This is a genomic window from Streptomyces sp. CA-251387 (genome assembly GCF_050936625.1).
Classification (GTDB): Bacteria; Actinomycetota; Actinomycetes; order Streptomycetales; family Streptomycetaceae; genus Streptomyces.
The window spans coordinates 116,188-137,107 of record NZ_JBNJMJ010000002.1 but is presented as its reverse complement, the minus strand read 5'-3'; the positions used below and the strand labels follow the sequence as shown (position 1 = coordinate 137,107).

At 67.9% G+C, this 20,920-nt stretch carries 19 protein-coding genes and 1 pseudogene; 5 read left to right on the top strand and 15 right to left on the bottom strand.

Annotated features, from left to right (window positions below; translation table 11 throughout):
- Window positions 1–12: 12 nt before the first annotated feature.
- The 6 genes from ACQEV2_RS42225 to ACQEV2_RS42200 all read right to left on the bottom strand — a co-directional run bounded on the left by ACQEV2_RS42225 (window position 13) and on the right by ACQEV2_RS42200 (window position 9,554).
- A complete protein-coding gene (locus tag ACQEV2_RS42225) occupies window positions 13–3,156 on the bottom strand; it encodes a hypothetical protein (protein ID WP_433055617.1) in 3,144 nt (1,047 codons plus the stop codon).
- On the bottom strand, window positions 3,156–5,846 hold the full coding sequence (locus ACQEV2_RS42220) for an ATP-binding protein (RefSeq protein ID WP_433055614.1): 2,691 nt from the start codon (window positions 5,844–5,846) through the stop codon (window positions 3,156–3,158). The genes ACQEV2_RS42225 and ACQEV2_RS42220 overlap by 1 nt, the downstream gene beginning before the upstream one ends.
- Complete coding sequence (locus ACQEV2_RS42215; RefSeq protein ID WP_433055611.1) at window positions 5,843–6,415, bottom strand: hypothetical protein; 573 nt, start codon at window positions 6,413–6,415, stop codon at window positions 5,843–5,845. Before ACQEV2_RS42215 ends, ACQEV2_RS42220 begins: the two co-directional genes overlap by 4 nt.
- A complete protein-coding gene (locus tag ACQEV2_RS42210) occupies window positions 6,412–6,753 on the bottom strand; it encodes a hypothetical protein (RefSeq protein ID WP_433055608.1) in 342 nt (113 codons plus the stop codon). The genes ACQEV2_RS42215 and ACQEV2_RS42210 overlap by 4 nt, the downstream gene beginning before the upstream one ends.
- On the bottom strand, window positions 6,750–7,685 hold the full coding sequence (locus tag ACQEV2_RS42205; RefSeq protein ID WP_433055605.1) for a conjugal transfer protein: 936 nt from the start codon (window positions 7,683–7,685) through the stop codon (window positions 6,750–6,752). The genes ACQEV2_RS42210 and ACQEV2_RS42205 overlap by 4 nt, the downstream gene beginning before the upstream one ends.
- Before the next feature lie 648 nt (window positions 7,686–8,333).
- Window positions 8,334–9,554: an RNA-guided endonuclease InsQ/TnpB family protein gene (locus ACQEV2_RS42200; RefSeq protein WP_433055603.1), complete on the bottom strand. Its 1,221-nt coding sequence runs from the start codon at window positions 9,552–9,554 to the stop codon at window positions 8,334–8,336.
- Between the two features lie 122 nt (window positions 9,555–9,676).
- Between ACQEV2_RS42200 and ACQEV2_RS42195 the strand changes: the two genes are divergently transcribed.
- Window positions 9,677–11,104 carry a hypothetical protein gene (locus ACQEV2_RS42195; RefSeq protein WP_433055600.1) on the top strand — a complete coding sequence of 476 codons (1,428 nt, stop codon included), beginning with the start codon at window positions 9,677–9,679 and terminating at the stop codon, window positions 11,102–11,104.
- Between the two features lie 229 nt (window positions 11,105–11,333).
- Here the strand turns inward: ACQEV2_RS42195 and ACQEV2_RS42190 are convergent, their stop codons facing one another.
- Window positions 11,334–11,927: a hypothetical protein gene (locus tag ACQEV2_RS42190; RefSeq protein WP_433055597.1), complete on the bottom strand. Its 594-nt coding sequence runs from the start codon at window positions 11,925–11,927 to the stop codon at window positions 11,334–11,336.
- A 176-nt stretch (window positions 11,928–12,103) separates the two neighbouring features.
- Complete coding sequence (locus tag ACQEV2_RS42185; RefSeq protein WP_433055594.1) at window positions 12,104–12,331, bottom strand: hypothetical protein; 228 nt, start codon at window positions 12,329–12,331, stop codon at window positions 12,104–12,106.
- Window positions 12,332–12,503: 172 nt separating this feature from the next.
- Here ACQEV2_RS42185 and ACQEV2_RS42180 point away from each other — a divergent pair, with 172 nt between their 5' ends.
- A complete protein-coding gene (locus ACQEV2_RS42180; RefSeq protein WP_433055591.1) occupies window positions 12,504–12,779 on the top strand; it encodes a hypothetical protein in 276 nt (91 codons plus the stop codon).
- Here the strand turns inward: ACQEV2_RS42180 and ACQEV2_RS42175 are convergent.
- The 3 genes from ACQEV2_RS42175 to ACQEV2_RS42165 are packed head-to-tail and all read right to left on the bottom strand — an operon-like array spanning window position 12,776 to window position 14,220.
- Window positions 12,776–12,985, bottom strand: coding sequence for a hypothetical protein (locus tag ACQEV2_RS42175; RefSeq protein WP_433055588.1), 210 nt, complete (start codon window positions 12,983–12,985; stop codon window positions 12,776–12,778). The genes ACQEV2_RS42180 and ACQEV2_RS42175 overlap by 4 nt on opposite strands.
- 56 nt (window positions 12,986–13,041) lie before the next feature.
- Window positions 13,042–13,263, bottom strand: a complete 222-nt coding sequence (locus ACQEV2_RS42170) for a hypothetical protein (RefSeq protein WP_433055585.1) — start codon at window positions 13,261–13,263, stop codon at window positions 13,042–13,044.
- Between the two features lie 30 nt (window positions 13,264–13,293).
- A complete protein-coding gene (locus ACQEV2_RS42165; RefSeq protein ID WP_433055582.1) occupies window positions 13,294–14,220 on the bottom strand; it encodes a hypothetical protein in 927 nt (308 codons plus the stop codon).
- A 578-nt stretch (window positions 14,221–14,798) separates the two neighbouring features.
- On the opposite strand from ACQEV2_RS42165, the gene ACQEV2_RS42160 reads away from it, so the two are divergent.
- Window positions 14,799–15,884 carry a tyrosine-type recombinase/integrase gene (locus ACQEV2_RS42160; RefSeq protein WP_433055579.1) on the top strand — a complete coding sequence of 362 codons (1,086 nt, stop codon included), beginning with the start codon at window positions 14,799–14,801 and terminating at the stop codon, window positions 15,882–15,884.
- Complete coding sequence (locus tag ACQEV2_RS42155) at window positions 15,881–16,219, top strand: helix-turn-helix domain-containing protein (protein ID WP_433055576.1); 339 nt, start codon at window positions 15,881–15,883, stop codon at window positions 16,217–16,219. The genes ACQEV2_RS42160 and ACQEV2_RS42155 overlap by 4 nt, the downstream gene beginning before the upstream one ends.
- Window positions 16,220–17,230: 1,011 nt before the next feature.
- Here the strand turns inward: ACQEV2_RS42155 and ACQEV2_RS42150 are convergent.
- Together ACQEV2_RS42150 and ACQEV2_RS42145 are read right to left on the bottom strand one after the other, a co-directional pair.
- Window positions 17,231–17,920, bottom strand: coding sequence for a response regulator (locus tag ACQEV2_RS42150; RefSeq protein ID WP_433055573.1), 690 nt, complete (start codon window positions 17,918–17,920; stop codon window positions 17,231–17,233).
- 1 nt (window position 17,921) lies between these two features.
- Entirely contained in the window at window positions 17,922–18,413 is a 492-nt protein-coding gene (locus ACQEV2_RS42145; RefSeq protein ID WP_433055570.1) for an RNA polymerase sigma factor, read from the bottom strand.
- Window positions 18,414–18,586: 173 nt separating this feature from the next.
- Here ACQEV2_RS42145 and ACQEV2_RS42140 point away from each other — a divergent pair.
- Window positions 18,587–19,142 (top strand): annotated as a pseudogene (locus ACQEV2_RS42140) (transposase); the annotation flags it as partial.
- A gap of 255 nt (window positions 19,143–19,397) precedes the next feature.
- On the opposite strand, the gene ACQEV2_RS42135 reads toward ACQEV2_RS42140, so the two are convergent.
- Together ACQEV2_RS42135 and ACQEV2_RS42130 are read right to left on the bottom strand one after the other, a co-directional pair.
- Window positions 19,398–20,150, bottom strand: a complete 753-nt coding sequence (locus tag ACQEV2_RS42135; RefSeq protein ID WP_433055567.1) for a hypothetical protein — start codon at window positions 20,148–20,150, stop codon at window positions 19,398–19,400.
- Window positions 20,147–20,785: an RNA polymerase sigma factor gene (locus ACQEV2_RS42130; protein ID WP_433055564.1), complete on the bottom strand. Its 639-nt coding sequence runs from the start codon at window positions 20,783–20,785 to the stop codon at window positions 20,147–20,149. The genes ACQEV2_RS42135 and ACQEV2_RS42130 overlap by 4 nt, the downstream gene beginning before the upstream one ends.
- Window positions 20,786–20,920: the final 135 nt, after the last annotated feature.

The window sequence follows — 20,920 nt, the reverse complement described above, 5'->3', positions numbered from 1 at the left end:
AGCCCGATGCCGCTACTCCGTGAAGTCCGGGTGGTCGAGGTCGTCGTCCGGCCTGGAGTGCTGCTGCCGCAGCCGGTCGGCCTCGGGTGCGGTTCTGCGCATCAACTCCTGGAACCGGGCCCGCGCCTGGGCGCGGGTGCCATCGCTGGTGGTGTCGGGCTGCACGGACGGCTGGCGCGACGGCGGCTGTGCGCGGCCCTGCATGGCTCGTGCCAGGGAGGGGTCCACGGCCGCGACGTTCGCGATCGTCTGGCGGCGCAGTTCCGCCGGATCGTCCAGCAGCCGCTGCAGCGCGCCGGGGTCCGGAGCAAACGAGGACCGGGGGCGTGCACCGCCGGCTGCAGGCGCCTCGGAGGCGCGGGCAGTAGCTGGCTGAGTCGAACCGGGCCCGTTGCTGACGGGCAGGCGACGTGAGACCAAGGGCGCCGTGTCAGTGCGGTCGTCGCCCCTCTCCCGCATGACGCGGGAGATGCTCCGCGCCGTGGCTGGCCAGGCGCGGCCGTCCTCGCGGACGGTGTTGCCCCACACGCGCACCTGCTGGCGGGCATCCTGGGAGTAGCGCGAGCTGCCCGCGCGGGCCCGGCGGATGTTGGCCGGCAGGCCGACCGTGGCTCCGTAGGCGGCCCGGCCGCCCCTGTTCAGGATGCGGTAGCCGCGCAGACGGACCAGCCGGTTGTGAGCGCGGGTGGACAGCAACGTGCGGTCGGTGTTCTGGTCGTGCAGGATCTGGCCGGTGCGGCGGTCGACGATCTGGCCCTGCTCGTTGCGGTAGCGGTCGGGCGGGCCGCCGGGCCGACGCGGCCCCGCGCCCCCTGAACCACCGTCGCCGCCGTCCGACGGACCGCCCGCGTTCGGGTCGCCGCCGGCGGTGGGCTTGCGCCACTTGGCCAGCTGCTCCCTGTCCGGACGGCGGCCGATCAGCAGCCAGTGCGCGCCCTTGGCGCCAAGGCGTGCGCCCAGCCCGCCCACGGCCGCGGCCGCGGTCAGCGGGGCGAGACCGCGCCCGGCTTCGGCGCCTGCATCGGCCAGGACACGGCCGGTGTCCACCGGCATGCCCGCGCCGTCGAATAGGGAGGCGAGCGCGCCCATCAGCCTCTGGCGGGTGCCGAGCATCCCGTACCGGCCGCCACCACCGCCGGTGAACGCGCGCAGGCCGCCGTATCCGCCCAGTGCGGCGGGGGAGTTCATGGCAAGCGCGGCGCCAAGCTCGGAGGTGTCGCCGGGCATGTGAGTGCCGCCGACCTTGGCGTAGCGCATCCGCATTGCCATGCGCCGCCCGAAGGACGTGATCCCGGTCAGCAGGCGGCGGTGCCCGGCCGCACCGGCAATGGCGAGGACGTCGATCAGCAGGATCCGCTCCACCATCAGGTCGGGGCCGTCGGTGATGGTCGCGTCGACGGCGATCCCGAAGAACGGCACGAAAGCGCAGATCCCGACCACGACCAAGATCGCGATGCCCCACAGGGACAGCCACTTCCACACTGACTGGCGGGCGGGCCCGGGCAGCATGCCCGCGATGAAGGTGACGCCGGCGGCTCCCGCTGCTGCGGCGCAGACGCCCTGGGTGCCGAGCAGGACGATCGCGCTGGAGAGCAGCATGCCGCAGATGAACAGGGCGGCGATCAGCAGCAGGAGGGCGCCGCCGACCCGCCACCAGGTGGGCTTTGCGGCGTACGCAGCGCACGCCTTGCCGACCGGACCAGCCTTCTTCAGGTCGGCGAGGAAGGCGGCGAACTCCTTGTCCTCCTCGCTGACAACCGGGGAGGCGGTGTCCAGCAGTTCCCCGCCTGGGGTGAGGGAGGGCAGGCCGTCGTTCCCATCCGGGGCGTTGTCGTTGTCACGCAGGCAGTACTGCTTGGCCGGACCGTAGACCAGGCTGCAGGCGTCCGTGCGGTCCTTGGAGCCCGCCTTGTAGCCGCCTGTGAGCCACTTCAGGTGGACGGCGTACGCCTTGCTGTCGGATTTCTTCGCGGGGTCGAGGATGCGCCCGTACTGCAGCAGCATGTACGGCTTCACGATCAGCGCGTTGGTGACTGAGTCCTGGAGCGGGCGGGCCACGTCGGTTGAGGAGACGGGGGCTTCGGCTTCCCGCTCCAGGCACTTGATCTCGGCGTTGCCGGCCATGCCGTCGCACGGGCCCTTGCTGGCGAGCTTGCCGCCCCAGGCATAGGAGTTGACGCTCTCCTGGGCGACCTCGGCGGCCACTTGCTGGGTCTGTCCCAGCGGCCCGTTCTGGGCGAGCAGGTAGTCGGGGCGGACGAACGTGGATGCGGCGAACGCCGCGATCAGCAGGGTCAGGAAGATCTCACCAAGACCGCGGCCGACCCGGCCGCGCACAATCATGAATCCGGCGAAAACAAATGCCCAGGCGAGCACGAGTCCCTTGAGGCCGAGAGTGTCGACGACGACGGTGTTGTAGGCGTCGGCGACCTTCTGCGCTGGGCCGGTGAGGATCTTCAGCACGGGGAACCGGAAGGCGACCTCGATGGCCCAGCCTGCCAGCCCGACCAGCAGCCGGATGAGGGTGAACAGGCCGGACAGGGCGAAGGCGAGGGACTGGGTCTTGAAGCTGACGATGGAGCCGCCTTCGGCGTTCAGCTCGTAGCCGTTGATCGGCACGCCCTCGGACGAATAGATGTTCAGCGGTGCGAGGAGATCTCCGGTCTCGCTGTTGCTGCTTGCTGCGTACACGACCTGGCTGTTGACCAGGATGAACACGCCGGAGAACAGGACGATGACACCGGCCGAGCGGAGCGTGCCGCGGTCTGGGCGCCACATTCGACGCCGCCCCCGCCCAGGGGTGCCCCGGCGCCGCCACACGACGAGGGCAGCCACTCCTGCGCCGGCCGGGAACAGCATCCATGCCCGGCTGGCACTGTCACGGGGTGCCCTGGCCGCAGACGCCGTCCAGGAGGTGGCACCGCGCTCGCAGTACTCCTTGGCGGGCCCCGCGATCAGGCCGCACGCGTCCTGGCGCGTGGAGCCGGAGTAGGCGTCGGCGGCGAAAGCTTGCCCTGTGCGCGGCCACCACGACTCCGGCACGCTCGCCCCGAGAACCAGGACGAGCACGCTGGCCGACAGGGTGATCGCCATCAGGACGCTCGCCACGGTGGCGATGCGCCGGGAGCGGGATGTGGGGAAAGAGGAGGCGGTCATCAGACAAGTTCCTTCGGACGGTTCCCCGCGGACTCACCAGCGAGCGGCTCAGGCACAGAGGGCGAGGCAGCGCTCGTGCGGCGTCCTGGTGTGGTGGTGATGGACGTGGTGATGCGCGGGATGCGGGGGATGGAGACCTTGATCCGGCCGGTGTTCTGCCGCGGGCAGGTCAGCAGGAACTCGCCCTCGCGGCCCCTTTGGCCGACGGGGGACAGGCCCGTGGTCACCAGCCGCAGCAGCGCGCCGTCGTTCGGGTCGAGGCCGACGAACTCCAGCCCGCGGCGGGCACGTTCGCGATCGGCGGTGCGGGCGAGCGCCCGATAGGCCATCAGACCGCGGTCGGGGCCGAGTTCCTCGGCGTCGTGCGAGGCGGCCAGCAGCCCCGCGCCGTGCTTGCGGCCGTCGTGGAGGATCTCGTGGACCAGCGCGGTGCCTTCGGCCGAGGAGGTGAGCCAGTACAGCTCGTCCGCGACCACCGCGGTGAACCGCGCCGGGTCCTCGAACGCGGTCTGCCGGGCGAGCGCCGCGATCAGATACAGCACGGCGCGCCCGATCAGCGCCTCCAGCGGCTGCTGGTGCAGGACCTCCGGATTGTCGAACGCGGCCTTCGGCGGCAGCTTCAGACCCGCCGTCGTGATCACGATCATGTCGGAGGTGCTGGAGGCGTCCAGATGCACCGGCGGCAGCGTGGGGTCGAACACCATCGCCGCCAGCGAGTTGGTGGCGACCACGCGGACCAGGCCGGCGAGGCTGGCGGCTGCGTCCTGCCGCTTGCCGACCTCGCTCCTGGCCATCTCCTCCAGGACCTGAAGCACACGGTGCATGGACGGCTGGTCGCTGGCGGCGGCCTGCTCGACGGCGTGGTGCAGCACCTCGCCGTTGGTGCTCATCGGGCCGATGCCGAGCTGCAGGGTGAGGTAGGACAGGGCGTAGTGACGGCCTTCGGGGCCGTCGAACATGCGCAGCGGGTCGATGGACACCTCGGCCCGGGCGGCGTCGATGATCTGGACCCGGCCCCTAGCAGCGGTGCGGGCGAAAGTTGCCCACTCGCGGACGGGGGTCCGGTCGATACAGATCGCGCAGCCGCCGCGCGCCCACACCGCCTCCGCGATCAGCTTCTGCAGGACGCTCTTGCCCGCTCCCAGGTCCCCGACGATGCCCATGGAGGCGGAGGCATCCACCTTGGGCGCATCCGCCACATTGATCATCACGGGGCGGGTGGTGCCGCAGTCGAGGTCGATGCCGAGGAACATGCCGTTGGGGTCGCCGACCTCCGCGGCGGTGAAAGCCCCGCCCAAAGCCCAGTCCTCGGAGATCTGGTGCTGGGTGAACTCCCGCACCACACCCGGGCGTACGGTGCCGGGAAGGCCCAGGGTGAACAGGGCCTCCTGCAGGCCGGCCGGGCGCACCGCGCGGTAGTCGGCGCCGCCCAGCAGCGCGGCCAGGGCGCGGGCCCGGGCGTCGCAGATGGCGGCGGTCGGCCCCCACACCGTCAGGACGGTGACGGACTGCACCTCGACCTCCACGCTGGTGCGGGAGAGACGGGCATCAAGCTCGCCCAGGTCGCGGGCGGCCTCGGTGAGCGAGGCGGGCATGCCGGTGGGGCGGGCGTCGTACTGATCGGCCTGGTCGATGAGTTCGTTCTTCTTGCGCCGCACTTGGTCGCGGGCCTTCTCCGCGGGCACGAGGGTGAGGTCGATGGTGTAGTCGACGGGGAAGTCGAGGGTTTCCAGCTGGGCGAACAGGTCGGCGGCGTCCTGGCTGACCGCGGGCGGGCATTCGGCCAGAGCCAAGTGCGCCTGGTAGCCCACTCCGGTGTCGGACTCGACCTGCAGCCAGCGCCGCCCCAGCGGCGAGCCGGTGCTCAGCCGCCACCAGGCCGTGCGGCCCGACCGCGTGATCCCACCCCCGCTCTTGAGCTCATCGACGTCGTCGAGCTCGGGGTCGATGCCGCCTTCCTGCAGGCGCACTTGGCCGAGGTCGGCGTAGCTGGGGGAGCGCAGCACCCCGTCCCGGAGGTGCCCGCCGTACAGGTCGCTGGTCTCGGCTTCCGCCAGCAGCGGCTCGGCAAGCCCGCGGTGGAGGGCGTGCTGGATCATCCACACGACCTCCGCCGGGCGGGCCGGACGGAACGCGATACCGCCGGCGAGTGCGGCCTCCACCCGGGAGGCCTGCTCGCGGTAAGCGGTCACCTCGCGCCGGGCCACGGGCGCCGAACGCAGGCCCAGCATCGGAGACAGCTCCGCCCACGCCGCGCCGAGCGACGCCGACACGCGCAGTCCGGCCGTCTCGGTCTGCAGCGGAACCGCCAGCCACAGGGTGCGGCGGTGCATCTCCTGGTCGTCCAGCAGATCCAGGGCCGCCTCGACGTTCTCCACCCACGGATGCACACCCGCGCCCGGGGCCTCGTCGGCCGGCTCGATGCCCTCGATCATGCGCAGGGCGATCTCACCGGGATCGACCTGCGCACACAGCCCGAACAGCCGCGGCGCCCCGGACAACGACCGCACTAAATGCGTGATCTTGGCGAGCTGTTCGTCGCGGACCGCCGTGGCCACGTACGTTCCCTGGACGGTCTCCTCGCGCTGTCCCTGTGCGTCTGGGCCCGGGTGAAGGCGGTAGACGGCCCACACGCTGCCGTGAGTCGACCAGACCAGGTGCCCGGCGATATGACGGATCGGAACCCTCACCGCGCACCCCCCTGCTGGGCGAGCGCGATCAGCTGCTGAACGCCCGACACGGGCCCCGCCGCCACGGGAGTAGCCGGTTCCGTGCCGTGCGGCGCGGACGAGCCAGCTGCGTCCGGCCTCGGGTGCGGCGCCGGGTCGGTGCGCCGGTGAGCCGCACGGGGCGGTGTGATCGCCGGATCGACGCTCGATGTGCCCTCGATGGTGAAGCCGCCGAGCAGCGGGTGGGGCGCGCGGTCGCGGGCGGCCCGCCCGCCGATCCGCCCTCCCTTCGGCTGCCAGCCCAGCAGCACCCAGCCCAGCGCCGCCTGCAGCGGGGCACGGCCGGCGATCTTCGGACGGCGGACCGCCCAGATCGCCAGCTGCCAGGCCGCGATCGGGATCGGCCCCATCCACGACCACCAGGAGATCGTCTTGACTAGAAGGAAGCCGCCGCCGACGGCGACCGCGATCTGCGCAGGCGTATACGGGCCCAGTGGGATCTTCCAGTCCGCGACCTTCCCCAGCACCCAGGGATGACGACGGGCAGCGGTGTAGAAGCGCCCCACCCGCCCAGCGGCGGCCGCGCTCACAGCCAGCCCCCGACGCCGGCGGAGTGCTCCCGTACGACGGGATCAGAACCGTGCACGATGCCGGGAACAGCGGGCGCACCCTTGGCAGGGTTCTTCACCTCGTCCTCGAACATGTCCGAGAGGTCCTCGCGGGAGTTGTACAACCCCAGCGCGATGATCATCAGCAGCAGGGCGCCGATCCCGGCTTTGAGCGAGAACTTCTGGATCATGATGACGACGACGAGCACGAGCAGTCCGGCCTGCAGACCCTTGGTCGCCCAGTCCTGGAACATGGTGATCCAGTTGTCGCCGAGGTCGTCCAGCTGCCCCGCGAGCATCAGACTGTTCACGGTGTTCACCGGGCACCCCCGTTCTGAGCAGTGCCGGACTCAAGCGCGGAGACTTCCCACCGGCCCGAGCGGGCCGTGAGCGCGAGCTCGTACGCCAGCGGCCACCGCCCGCTGGCGTCCCGGGCTTTCACCCGGGCGAGGACTCGCACCGTCGTGCCGTCGGCCGGCACCTGCTCGGCGGCCGCGACCTCCTCGACGGCGGACACCTGCTCGACGGAGACCGCCGCGTACGGGGCAGGGGAGACCGGAGCCAGCGTCACGCCGGGCGCGAGGTAGCGGCTCACCTCTCCGGCACCGGTCAGGTAAGCGGCGAGGAACTCCCCGACGGCGGCGGACAGATCACCCTCCGGGACCGTCACGCCGTACGACGACTTCGGCACCTCAGCCCGGGCCGGGCCGGCCACCACGCCCGGCGCACCGGCCACGGCGAACGAGGCGCCCGCGCGATCGGCAGCCACCGGCACGGCGTAGTACCGCACCGATCCGTCGGTGTACTGCGCAGCCACCGTCACCGACCACGCACCGTCCGCGCGCTGCGCACTGCGCACCGCCGTCACGGACTGAGGTGTCGATTGCGCATCCGCGGCAGGGTCGGGCAGTTCCACGTCCGGCGCCATCGACTGCGCAAGCCGCGCCTGCGCAGTCGAGGCGTCATCCGCGCTGCTGCGCAACCACACGCTGACGAACAGCTGCGCATAGCCGGCAGGATCGGCGGCCGCCGCTGTGGTGCGCACAGCCGTGGTGGGCTTGGCCGAAGTGGCCGCCTCGACCGTGGTCGGGGTGGACGTGACGGCCACACCCAGGGCGATCGGGCCGGCCGCGATGACGGTCCAGAACGCCAGACGTGAAAGACGGACGCGGCGCCGCATCGCCTCCAGCCGGGCGCCCGCCGCCATCGGCGCAGCGGCCTCGCCCTCCGAGGCATGCTTGCTAGGAGACATGGTCAAACTCCCAGGTCAGAACGGATATTGCTGACCTGAGAAAACCCGCCGCCCCCGACCCGACCACCGACCACGGGACCCCGACCACGGTCACGATGGGGACACGAACTCCGTGGTCGGGGTCATGGTCGGCCCGACCATGACCCCGACCACGGGTCAGCCGCCAGCTGGCGACCGCTCATCCTGATCGACTCCTGCACAAGCCCGTGGCTGCGACCGCTGCGAAGCCTTCATCCCGCGCGGCAACGGAACCTGCACCACCGATGCGCAGACCGCATCACCCGAGACCGCGGCAGAGCCTGCGCAGTGCGGCACCCGCAGCCTGCGCACGAGAACATCAGGACCCTCGGGCGGACTGCGCAGCCATTCCGCACCACCCGACTGCGCACGATCCTCGACCAGTCGCGCAGCCTGGTCGCGCACCACCCATCCGGGGATGCGCAATCGCCGCTGCGCACCAAGGGCCCGCCAGGGCTGACGCCGCGTGGTCGCCCCGACCATGAGCCCGACCACGGCAGCTAGACGGCTGCGTTGCCGGATCGTGATCGATGGTCGGGGTTGGTGGCCGTCACCCTGGTCGGGGTAGGCGAGTGAGCTGACGGCGTGACTCCACCCACGACTCAAGTCGCGGGCTTCCTACGTCGGGGGCTACGCCTCCGCGCAGAGGACCAGCCCGGCCCTGTGCAGGACGTTCAGCGCGCCCACGCGGTCGGCGTCCTCGACGAACCCGCACATGACGCACTCGAACTTTGCTTGGGTGACGCGGTTCTCCGCTGCGACGTGTCCGCACCCTCCAGCGGAGAGCGGGCACGTGCGGGAGGTGTTGCGGGCGTCCACCGGGATCACTCGGCGAGCGGCACTCTCAGCCTTCTGCGCCAGTATTCCGAGGAACAACCCCCAACCCGCGTCAAGGATGCTGCGGTTGAGCCCCGCCTTGGCGGCCGCTCCGTTCGGAAGGAACGCGCCGTTGTCCTCGGGGTCGAGCTTGGTCGTGGGTGCCTTGGTCATGCCCGCGATGTTCAACCTCTCGTGCCCGATCACGTCGTGCTCACGGACCATGGCGAGAGCGGTCTTGTGGTGGTGATCGAGGCGCTGATGCCGGATCTTGGCGTGCAGCCTGGCGACCTTTCGGGTGGCGGCCTGGTGCTTTTTCGTCCGGCGCCGCGTGCGCTTGGGGAACGTCTCCAGATGCCTCTGGGCGGCGGCCAACTCTTGGACCATCGCCCCCAGAAAGCGGGGGTTCTCGGCGTGCGCTCCGTTGGAGTCAGTGAAGAAGTGCACCGTTCCCATGTCAATGCCGACGATGCTGCCGGTCTGGGGCAACGGCTCGGCCGGAATCTCGTCGCAGGCGAGGATGACGTACCAGCGGCGGTCTTCCCGCTTGATGCTGATCGTCTTCACTCTGCCCTTCACAGGCCGGTGCTGGTGCACGCGGACGTGCCCGACACCTTGGAGGCGTACACGGGTGACGGGGGCGGCTGGGGTGGAGTCCCAGCGGCAGCCGTCCCCGTCCCGGGGGAACACCACGGTGTCGAAGTGACCCACGCCCTTGAACCGGGGATACCCGGGCCTCTCGCTGGCCTTCATCCGGCGGAAGAACGCGGCGAACGCCCTCTCCAAGCGGTGCAGGGTCGCCTGCTGCGAGGAGAAGGACCACCGGCCTTGACGCTCCGGATCCAACGGCCGGATCTCCTTGAGCTGCGCGGACTGATCGCCGTACTTGATGCTCGTCTTCGAAACGTGACGGTATGCATCCCGCCGCTCCTGAAGTGCGCCGTTGTAGAGGGAGCAATGGTCCCGCAGTATCTCGGCAAGGGCCTGCTCCTGGCGCACGGTGGGCCGCAACAAGAACTTGTACGTACGAAGCAAAACGGTCCACCCCCTTCGACGTCTCCCCTGGTCAAAGCTGGTGCAAGCACGCTACCGGCCACCACTGACAACACAGCGAACTCCGCCGCTTCGCGGCTCCTTTCCGAGTCGGGGGCACGGTGGTGAGCCGCTTCCGGGCGGGGATCCGCCGGGGCGTGATGGCGGCCGATCAGTTCACCCAGATCGCCAACGCGCTGTTCCGCGACTCCCAGTTGTCCTTCAAGGCGAAGGGGATCTTCGGGTACGTCAGCACGCACCGAAACGGCTGGCAGGTGACGATCGCCGATCTCGTCCGTCTGGGACCGGACGGACGGGAAGCGGTCCGCACTGGCCTGCGGGAGCTGGAGACGCACGGCTACCTGATCCGTGAGCGGCTGCGCCGCCCTGACGGCACCCTCGGCGAGATTGTCTACTGCATCACCGACCGCCCGGCCACCCTGGACCTCGCGCTGCTTCAAGCCGACTTGGCCATCGCCTCCCCCGAGACCGAGTCAGCCGGTGGGGTACCGGCGGGGATCCGCCGGGGTGTGATGGCGGCCGATCAGTTCACCCAGATCGCCAACGCGCTGTTCCGTGAGTCCCAGTTGTCCTTTAAGGCCAAGGGATTGTTCGGGCTGCTCTCCACGCACCGGGAGGGCTGGCGGATGACCGTCACCGACATCGCCCGCCGCGGCCGTGACGGCGAGTCAGCCGTCAAGAGCGGCCTGAAGGAACTGGAGAAGGCCGGCCTCCTGATCCGCGAACGCGAGCGCGGCCCGGACGGCACCCTCGGCGCAGTCGCCTACTTCATCACTGACCTGCCCGCCCTGCGAAACACCAGGTCGCAGCCAGAGTCGGGTTTACCACCAGTGGATGACCCTACGTTGGCTGATCGGCCCACTAAGAACACCAACAGAAAGAAGACCACTCAGCAGAACACCAGACCCCTCCCTCCCGGCGCTCGCTCAACGCGACCGCGTCGCGAGGTGCCGTCGGCACGGCGGACGGCACCGACCACACCGGCGGTGACGGACCTCGAGCCAGGAGTCCGCCTGCTGCTGGCGATCGGCGCACAGCGTCCCGAGCTGCTGCTGACCGACCAGGTCCTCGCCGAGCAGGGCCGGACCATCTCCGCGATGCTGGACGCCGGCTGGACGTGCGAGCAGCTCCAGCACGTCATTAGCGGCCGCCCTCTGCCACACCCGGTCCGCACCACGGTCGGTGCGATCATCGCCGCCCGCCTCCGAGCCGTCCAGGCCTATCCACCGCCCGCCACCGTGGCCGACCACCACGACACGCCCGCGTGGGACGCCCCACCGCTACAGCCGACCAGCTCTGCAGCCGCACGCACGGTGAGCGAGGCCCTGACCTATCGGGCCCTCGTCGAATGTGCCGGCTGCGGTGTGCCCGGAACCGCCCGCGGCGAGGACCTCTGCCCGGCCTGCCTCGGCTGGTCCCGGTGCCGCACCTGCCCGGGCCCCACTCCCCGGCGCGCCCACCCCGACGGCGATGGCCGCTGCGCCACGTGCGCCTCCACCTTGACCGACCAACTGGAAGGAATCAGCCCGTGAGCGACACCCTCCGCACACCACCGCCGACCGCGGCCGCGCACCACCGGCACCCCTTCACCCGCGAGCCGGGACGGTGGTCGAAGGAACGATCCCGTGCCCTGCGCACCGGCCACGTCCGCGATGACACATGCTCGGCCGTGTGCCAGCCGGTGCTCGTACACGAACGCACCTCGTGGGGCTGGCTTGCCTGGACTGTCCCCGGCGACGGCGCGTTGCCCGAGGTCCCCCATCAGATCGGGGTGCTCACCCCGGGCGCGACCTTTCCCCAGCGCCTGGCGCTGCGCTGGCTGACCAGGCGCCCCGCCCAGCGCATCGCCCTAGACACCGTTCCAGGATCCCTGCGATGCTCCGCCGCTGCCGTCGCGCTCGTCAGTCTGGTCCTCGGACTGGTCGCCATGCACCCCGGCGTACCCGTTGACGTCGCGCTGTTCTTGACGGTCCACTCGTAGAAGTGGCGGACGTCGTCGCCGGTACGCAGAACGGTCGGACCGAAGCCGGTCAGTGAGCCGTCCTCAAGAGCACGGGAGAACCTGAAAAACCGCTTCACCTCGTGTGCGCCGGCCGGGAGCTCCGGCAGCAGCGTCGGCTCGCCCTTGCCCGGCAGGTCCTCAAAGCCGATGAGCGTGTGGGCTACGACGAGTGAGTGCTCGGTGAGCTCCATCCGGGCCGTCTCCCGGCGGGAGGCCCAGAACTCGCGCCAGTAGCGAGCGGGCGCGACCGACAGCAGACCGGTGCTGCGGTAGACCGACCGGCCATGCGTGTCGTAGGCCGCAACCGTCCAGTAGACGGTGCGCCGTTCGGGAGTGAGAGGAGATGTGATCACTTCTGCTCCTGAATCGAGGGGTGACCGCTCCAGATTGCCGCCTGAAACGCAAAATCAATTACACGTCCACCGTGCTCGTGACAACCCCTGTTCACAGCTGTGGCCCCCCGGTAGGCCGGGGGGCCACAGACGTCTCGCGATCACGCGAGGTGGCGCTTGAGTGTGGTGACGTGCCCTTACTCGGGCAGCTGTCCCGCTGAGTCCCTGCGGGCCTCGCTGCGAGCGACGAGATCCATCAGTGCTTCCCGCCGGAGCGTGGAGCGCTCGTCGGCTTCGTCCTTCTCGACGACCCGGCGCCCATCCGCCAGGATCTCCTCGTCCTTCCGGAGGTGCTCAAGAAACTGGCCGGCTTCGGCCTCGATGGCCTCGACGCGGGCAGTGACGGCGGCCAGCGCCTGCTCCACGAGACTCCTCGTCAGGGTCAGGCGCGCTCCGGTCTACCAGAGTAAGGAGAGAACTGATCTTCTCCAGGTCCTGAGCGATCTCCCACAGCGCACGGGGAAGGCGGGCCTCGACTTCGGCACGGTCGGCCAGGGAGCGCTCCGCCGACTTGTCCAGCAAGACACCGACACGGTGGTGGGTGCGCCACGCCAGGCCTCGGCACCGGTCGTCCAGCTCGGCGAGGACCACCACGCGGTCGTGATGCTGGGCGGCAAGCCGTTTGTACGCGAGCCGTGCGAAAGCCGGGAGGACGAGGGGGCTGCCGCGGAACAGGCCCCACAGCACCAGGAAGGCTGCCCCCGCTCCCGCAACAAGGGCTCCCAAGGTGAATGCCAGATGCGGGAGGAGAAGCAACTCCAGCTTGTCGAGGCCCGCAACGTGCTGGCTCGCCCAGTAACTGAGGCCGCCTAGGGCAGCGCGAGGACAACGGCGCCGCCGGCCAGAACGAGGTCGACTTCCGCATCCCCTGCGAAATCCCGGGCGGGCAGGTAGTGGCCGGGATACCGAGAAAGTCCGGAAGTGAGAGTCTTGCGCTGCCGGGCAGGCAGGTCCGGATCAACGATCACGAGTCGAACTGGCGAAGTTCCCTCCGCGTGCGGCTCCTGCGCATCGGACATCTCTGACACCCCAGGTGCGGTAGTCGGTGGTCGGCTGTATAGGTCTCGCGCGACGATCAGAAGGCGGGCAGCAGGCCGGGTACGTCGTCGACGCCAAGGAGCAGGACGTGGTGGCCGACGGACTCGGGGACGCCGTCGGTGACCTTCTCGACGTCCAGGCGCAGCCGGATGCGCCCGGCGCCCTCGCCGTTGCGCTGCAGGTCTTCTTCCAGTTCGGCCAGGTCCCGGGCGAGGAGCTGCCGGGTGGCGGTGTCACGGAGCTGGTAGCTGGTGGGCATCGGGTTCGTCCTTCGCAGGGGTGGGGTCGCTCAGGTGGCGGGGTCGGACAGCCTGCGTGCTGCTTTCACGGCGCGTTCCCAGACGTCGCGGCTGCCTCCGCGCTCGCGGGCGAGGGAGGCGGCGAGCCCTCGGACGTCGCCGCGCTCGCGCAGGGCGGCCAGGGCGATGTCCGCCCGCCGGTCGGCCTCCGGGCGGGGCGGCGCGGCCGCGGGGCGGTGCCTGCGGGCGTTGCGCACGACGTACTCCCAGGACCTTTGCGGGCCGCCGTACTGCACGCTGAGCTCCGCGGCCAGCCCCAGGTGGTAGCCGTCGCTTTCGATTCGCTCGGCGGCGTACTGCTCGGCGAGCTGCGTGGCGGTGAGCGGCTCACTGCCGGCACGGGAGCTCAGCTCGGCGGCGAGGACCTCCGCGAGGGCGGACGGGCGGCCGACGGGCGCCTCGGGCTGCGGCCCGGGGCGGCGGCCGGCCTTGCCGAGCTTGTCCCCGGTGCGCTTGCGGTCGAAGTCCTGCAGGTCGCCGGCACGGAAAGCGGGGATCATGCGACCGCTGGGGCCTTCGACCTGGCCTACGGGATCAGCGAAGTATCTGGGGTTGTCCTTCAGGTACTTGCGGATCGCGGAGGGTCCCTTGAAGCCGAGCAGCTTGGCTGCCTCGTTGATGGAAACGATTGTCTCGGGGTCGAGCTCGTACAGGGCTGGGTCGGCCTTGAGGACCTTGCTCGCCTTCTCCTCCTGGAACCACCTGTAGAAGTCCAGGAACTGCAGCTCGTCGTAGAAGTCGTTCCCGTCGATGCGCTCCTTCTCTGGGTGACGGTGCTCTTCCGGCTGCTCGAGGCGCAGTTTGTACCAGCGGGCCGCGGTGCCGACGCTGGCGCGGGTGAACTCGCGGATCCAGTCGCGGTTGACCACCGCGCGGCCGCCGACGATGCGGCGCTGCGGGTTCAGGGCCTTGGGCATTGCACTCTCCGGTTCGGGCCGCGGGCCTATACTGAGGGCCTGCTCCTCTTGTTCCTCCGGTGCTCACGCACCGGCGGCGAGTCGAGTTGGTGATGGTGGTCGGCGGGACGTTCGGCCGGGGTTGCCGCTCTGGGTCGACACCCTCGTGAGGGGGTGCCTCTCGCCGCCCACCCTTTTGCCGCTTGTTTCGCGTAATCAATATGACGCTCTTGCTAGGTGGCTGTCAATCTCGCCGACACCCAGACCGCGTCACGATCGGCCGCTGCGGTGCGCCGCCCATTCCCGTTCGAAGTGCGGCACCTGCTTGTCCTGCACCTGGAACGGGGCGGTGACCATCAGTTCCTCCACGACGCGTCGGAAGTTGCATCAGATGGGCGACGCCGATGCCCGCTATGCCGTCTACCTGCGCATCCGCTGAGGCCCTTCTGGGCTGCCAGTCCGCGATGGGTACCCCAGCTGACCTGCGACGCTAGCGTGACCTCCCGTTTGATGCAAGATACTTGCGTTCTAAGGGAGAGGTTTGTGGCCAGGGATATAGAGGCGCCTATAGCTCGGCACGGCTTGAGCTGGTTGACGGTGTGCACCTCCTGCACCCTGAGGATGCGGTGCTTGAGGCGATGCTCACGGGGTGGGGGAGCCAGCAGCGAGGCGGCCGGAACCTGCAGGAGAAGACCGTGAACGACCGGATTGCCACCGTCCGCAGGTTCTTGGAGTTCGCCAACGCCTTCCCATGGACGTGGGGCGCCGCAGATATGGACGAGTGGACAACGCACCTGGTCTCAGAGAGGCACTTGCAGCCATCCACGATCAGGGCGACGCAGGGGGCAGTCCGGATGTTCTGCGACTACCTTCTCGACCCTCGCTGCGACTGGACCGTGGAGTCCGGTAGGCGGTTTGGCACCCATCCCATCCAGGTCTGTCACGAGTGGAACACCCTCGATCATCTGCTGGACTACGAGGGTGATCCCGACCGCCGGCCGATGACGCGGGACGAATTGCAGCTGTTGTTCGACCACATCGACGACCGTGTGGACTTGGCGATCCGACGCGGCCGTAAGGGAGCGCTGACCGCCTACCGCGATGCCACCCTGTTCAAGGTGATCTACGGCTGGGGTCTACGGCGGACGGAGACGTCCCGGCTGGACACCTTCGACTGGTTTCGCAATCCCAACGCCAGGGAGTTCGGACGTTTCGGCATGCTCGAGGTCCGCTACGGCAAGTCGTCCCGCGGACAGCCACCGAAGCGGCGGAGTGTCTGCAGCACAATGCCGTGGGCCGTCGAGGCCGTGGAGGACTACATCATCAACATCCGGCCGCGGTTCCAGGGGAACGACCGGAGCAAGGCTATGTGGCTGAGCGAACGGGGCACCCGCCTGTCTGCGAAGGAGATCGACGAGCGATTCTCCGTCTACCGCAAGGCTCTCAAGCTCGACGAGGAACTGGTGCCGCATTGCCTGCGCCATTCGTACGTCACGCACAGCATCGAGGACGGGGCCGATCCTGCATTCATCCAGCAGCAGGTCGGCCACGAGTATGCGTCTACGACTGCTCTCTACACAGGCGTGTCCGGCGACTTCGCGAACACCATGATGCGGAAGGCAATCGACTCAGCGCTCCAGCGTGATCTTCAGGACTTTGGTCCCGATGGCAGGAGAAGACGATGACGGGAAAGCTCGACTACCGGTGGAAACTGCGTGAGGTCATGGCGACCCGCGGAATGTTCTCCACGATCTCCCTGCAACCACTGCTGGCCGAACGTGGCATCGACCTGTCCTCCAGCCAGGTCTACCGGCTGGTAACTGAGCGACCCGAGCGGCTGAGCCTGAAGGTCCTCATGGCTTTGCTGGACATCCTGGACTGCTCGATGGACGACCTCATTGAGCCGGTCGCCGCAGCCTCCTCCGCTGCCAAGCCGAAGCGTGCAGTCGGCGACGCTGATGCTGGCGTCGGGTCGTTCCGCCCCAAGCGAGCCCGGATCGTACCGCGGTCTGAGCCGTGACCCAGCCCGACCGGGTCCTGACCGATCCCTGCGAAACCATCGTTGACATCGTCGCCCCGTCGAGCCTGATCTGGCTCCCGAGCACATCCGGGCCGCGCTGAAGGAGGCAGCCTTCAGCCGGACCGCCCGTCGGAGCCTAGCAAAGGCATTGACTGCCTACCCCGGCCTGCTGACGTCCAGGCGCCCCGAAGGCCCTCCGTCTGTCGAACGGCTAATCCGCGGGCTATTGGCCCGCGGCGCCCGCCAGGTCGCCCTTCCTCTCTGCGCTGGCTGCGGCAAGCCCGAACCGCTCCCTCAGCGGCGAGGGAAACTCCGCGTCTGCGCCTACTGCGACGCCACCGAACGAGCCCAGCGGCAGCCCTGCGCCGGCTGTGGATGCTCTCGGGTTATCCGTTTCACCGGCCGCAACGGCGAGGGACTCTGCATCAGCTGCCGACCGAAGGACAATATCGACTGGACTCAGCGCATCTGCGATCACGTCGCTACTGTCGACCCCACGGTCCCGGCAGAGACAGTCCGGCAGATCATCGCCACCATTACCCGCGGTCGTCCCCACTACGTCCGACGGTTGGCCTGGGAACTGGAAGACAGGCCCGGAACGCTGACAGGGAACGCTGCCTACGGAACTCCCAAAGTCATCGCGCTGATCGATGCTCTCCGGGACGCCGGAGCCCAAGCCATCGTCCGTCCTCCCTGCCCCATCTGCGGCCGCACCAGCGTGACGCAACGAGCTGGGCCAAGGGCTCATCCAGGGCCTCATACGCAGCCGAACTCGCCCGACGCAGCACCGCTTGTTCCGACTCCTGAATCTGCCCCAAGCAAGATGCCCGAGCTCGGCTGCCTTTCTGCTGACGCCCAAGCTGCGAAGGAGCCGGTCACCTTTCAATTCCGCGTCAATTGCAGATAGCAGGAAGCTGCGCGCTAGGGCCATTTGCTGAGGCTTCGGCAGGGGAACCCTATCACCTTTGCCCTGAAAATGTTCCGTAAAGTCCATATTTCCACGTCAGACACTTAACGTCTGTCAATTTGAAATCGGTAACCCACGCCTCGGATAGTCATAATGTGGCACGGATCTCCGGGGGTGGGCTCTATTTTTAGGCGAAGTCGTCGGATGTGACATTCCAAAGTCCTGACACCTCCGATGCGATCTACACCCCAGACTCTATCAAGAATCTGCTGCCGTGTAAGTACCCGGCCTGCATTGCGCAGCAGCATCTGTAGCAGATCAAATTCCTTGAGGGTTAGATGGATCTCTTGGTCGTTGAGGGTGACACAGTGCTGGTCAATATTCATTCGGATCGGACCAGCCTCAAGAGTCTTAGGGGTAGCGGAGAAGTTCTCCCGATATCCGCGCAGAACTGCGCGGATTCGCGCCACAAGCTCTCGAGTGGAAAAGGGCTTCGTCACGTAATCATCCGCCCCCATCTCCAGGCCAAGCACCTTGTCGGCTTCGTGGTCCTTGCTGCTGACCATGATGATCGGTACATGGGACGTTCGACGCAGTTCACGGCAGACATCGAGGCCGCTGATCCCAGGCAGGACCCATTCCAGGAGAATCACGTCAGCGCCATCGCAATTGAAGTCATCTAGAGCATCGCGACCGTTCGCAACGGTGGCAACTTCGTATCCCTCGTTATGCATCACCTGAGACAAGGACTCGCGTTGCTCTGCATCACCATCGACTATCAATACGCGCGCCATACTACCGAACGCTTCCTGGAATGCGATTAGTGATGCGCTGAAGGGTCCGATCCAGACGCCTTTCCAGACGTTCCGTCGACATGCCGAGGGCCTGGGCTGCCTCAGACAGAGGTAGCCGTCCCCAGGTCATCAGTAGGAATGCATCTCGCTCTCTGCTTCCCAGTGAGTAAAGAGCGGTAGTGCCCAATTCTTGACTCATGGTGCGGAACCGTTTCGCCTCGGCGTGCGGATAGGAGGAAATCACCCGGCTAGCGATACCGTAAATCCATGCTTGAAAGCTGATGGATCGTGAAGAGAAAAGGCGTCGTTGGCGAAATGCTTTGAGGAAGCTGCGCACGACGACCTCATCTGCTAGGTCACCTCCCACTCGAAGGAAAGCGTAGCGATAAACACCGGGAGCGTAATGATCATAAAGGTTAATGAAAACCGCGGGGTGGATCAAAGAGTGCTTAACTGTCAGAGAGTCGTCACTCGGTTGATTGGGACAGTTCATTTCAGACGCGCCAGTCGATAGGTAGTTTGCGTAGCGGCGGTTCCCCTAAAGGAGCCCAATCTCGGAAGGGGACGACGAGCAGTGCTGGGTTCTGTTCTCTGCTGTGATTAAAGACCGGTCTGGCCCCGTGCAGGCAGGCGGTCCGGTAGGACGTTCGTGGGACGCGTGCACAACTGACTGGCCAAGAATGGAAGTTCATCGATCCCTACTTACCGATCGGCAGGTTCGGCCCGTATCCCGAGAGGCTGCGTGAGCAGTTTCGAGGGGGTGATCTGGCGGTTCGGCACCAGCAGCCAGTGGCGTGAATGCCCGAGTGGTTCGGCGCCTGGCAGACCATCGACTAGCGGTTCGCCCGGTGGCGGGACGCGGGCGTCTTCCAGGCCTCGCGGAGGACATGATCGACGAGGCCGCGCGGTGGGGTGACCTCGCCCTGTTTCTGGTCAGCATCGACTCCACTACCGCGCGGGCCCACCAGGACCCAGTCGGCGTGTGCCTCGACGACGAGGTCATGACCGCTCAGAACAGAACGGGCAGGACGGCGAAGGCAACCCCGAACGGGCCAAGCATCGGCGCGTCCGGCGACGACGCAGGACCCGATTGAGAGCTGCCCTGCTCGGCCGTTCCCGCGGCGGACTGACCAACAAAATCCGCCTCGCCGCCGACCAGCGCTACCGGTCGTTGGCGCTTGTTCTGACCGCCGGGCAGGCTGCCGACAGCCCCCCGTTCATCGCCGCCTAGAAGTTGCGGGTCCGCCTGTCCCGATCGAAACTGTCTAGGTCCCGCCACTGGTCGTCCGATCGCGCACACTGCCCGGGAAGTCGGTTTCCTAGGCTGCGACAGTAGGTTCGCCAGACAGAGGCCGAAGCCGGTGGATTGGGACGGCCCGCTGATGGCAGCCGAGCGCGAGGAACTGAGTAACTCCGCAAGGAAGATATTGCCGGTCGGTGGGCGGCCTTGCGCTCACCGACTAGATTTAGCTCTTCTTTAGGGCAGTTCCGCCCTCTGGGCGTGGTAACAGTCGGGGAGGTCTCCCCTGAGGACGTCTGTGCCGAACAGGCCCTGGTCCTTGTCCTCGTTGTTGGGAAGGACCACCACGAGGGTGGAACCGTTAGGAATCTTGTCCTGGTGAATGGTTGCAATCAGCCGGTTGTTTGTGCGCTCAACCTTCTGAATGACAGTCCGGTTGGCCTCCTTGTCCCGGTTGAGGTCTTTCTGGGCCACAGGGCAGCTGGGATCGTCGCGGTAGACACGGGCGTTCACGCCCATGCGGTCCAGATCATGTTGCAAGCCGGCAGGGTCGGCCACCACCTTCGTGCGCCCGGGCCAGGCTTCCCCAGAGGTAGTGCACTTACCGTTGACGCACTTCATCTCCCCTCCCTCGACCAGGATGCTCATCTTGACTGTGCTGTTGGGTTCGCGGTCGAGGGTGTAACCCACGTTAGTGATCCGGTCCGGGCCGGCCGCGACAGTGACCGTTTCGGTATTCCCGGACGTCTGTCCCATACTCACCGCAACACCGGCCACGGCCGCCGCCAGTGCCAGCGGAGCAGCAACGCGTGTGGTCAGCCGCCAACGCCTGGCGGTGAGACGGGACTCTTCTTGCAGCACGTGATTCATAAGGTGTTCCTTCAGCAGGCGGTGGCGGTCGCGAGAAAGATCCGGATCAGCCGGTGCCGGCAGCAGCTGGGACAGTTCCTCACGCTCCGCCCCGTACGGCGACTGCGGGGTGATATTCATCGGTTCTTCTCCTGCTTCGACCGGACCGCGGATGCGCGGTCACCCGGTATCTGTCCGCTGCCAGAGGCGCGTTGCATGTTTTTCGAAATCCGGGCCAGTTCCTGCTCCGTGAGCTGACGCAGCCGGTTGCGAGCCCGCGAAAGCCGGGATCTAACCGTGCCGACCGGCACTCCGAGCGCCTCGGCCACCGCCGCGTGCTCCAGGCCGGACCACACGCACAGGGCGAAAACCTCCCGCTCCGCTGGCCGCAACCGCTCAAGTGCGGCCTTGGCGGCGGCCAACTGCTCGGTGTCCGCCAGCCGTCCCACTAGCTCTTCCGCGAAGTCAGGCACGTTTTCTCGCGGCGGCAGCTGGGTCAGAGCCTTCTGGTGCCGGCGTGCAGCGCGGGCTGTGTTGCGCAATACATTGGTGGCGATCCCCAGCAGCCACGGCTGGAGGCTCTCTCCGTCTGGGAGTAGTTTTCTTCTCAGCCTCCAGGCCTCCAGAAATGTCAAGGAAACAACGTCCTCGGCAGCGGCCCAGTCGCCGGTCCAGCGCACCGCGTGCCGGTATACGGCCCGGGCGTGCTCATCAAAGATCTGCCCGAATGCGGCCGGGTCCCCGGCCCGTACCCGAGCTCGTAGTGATATGTCCACGCACAGTCCTGTCCGATCAGCCGCGCCCATTGCAGTGATCCGCATCACAAAAGAGCCGAGAGCAGTCCACACGGCCGCAAATCTCCAGCCTTGCTCATCTCGGCAGCAAGATGTCGCAGTGAATCGGGACCACAC

Bases quoted from the DNA above. Each gene is read 5' to 3' on its own strand.
- ACQEV2_RS42205 (WP_433055605.1), bottom strand. From the start codon at position 7,685: ATGTCTCCTAGCAAGCATGCCTCGGAGGGCGAGGCCGCTGCGCCGATG.
- ACQEV2_RS42135 (WP_433055567.1), bottom strand. From the start codon at position 20,150: ATGAATATCACCCCGCAGTCGCCGTACGGGGCGGAGCGTGAGGAACTG.
- ACQEV2_RS42165 (WP_433055582.1), bottom strand. From the start codon at position 14,220: ATGCCCAAGGCCCTGAACCCGCAGCGCCGCATCGTCGGCGGCCGCGCG.
- ACQEV2_RS42170 (WP_433055585.1), bottom strand. From the start codon at position 13,263: ATGCCCACCAGCTACCAGCTCCGTGACACCGCCACCCGGCAGCTCCTC.
- ACQEV2_RS42155 (WP_433055576.1), top strand. From the start codon at position 15,881: ATGACGGGAAAGCTCGACTACCGGTGGAAACTGCGTGAGGTCATGGCG.
- ACQEV2_RS42150 (WP_433055573.1), bottom strand. From the start codon at position 17,920: ATGGCGCGCGTATTGATAGTCGATGGTGATGCAGAGCAACGCGAGTCC.
- ACQEV2_RS42225 (WP_433055617.1), bottom strand. From the start codon at position 3,156: ATGACCGCCTCCTCTTTCCCCACATCCCGCTCCCGGCGCATCGCCACC.
- ACQEV2_RS42175 (WP_433055588.1), bottom strand. From the start codon at position 12,985: ATGTCCGATGCGCAGGAGCCGCACGCGGAGGGAACTTCGCCAGTTCGA.
- ACQEV2_RS42145 (WP_433055570.1), bottom strand. From the start codon at position 18,413: ATGAACTGTCCCAATCAACCGAGTGACGACTCTCTGACAGTTAAGCAC.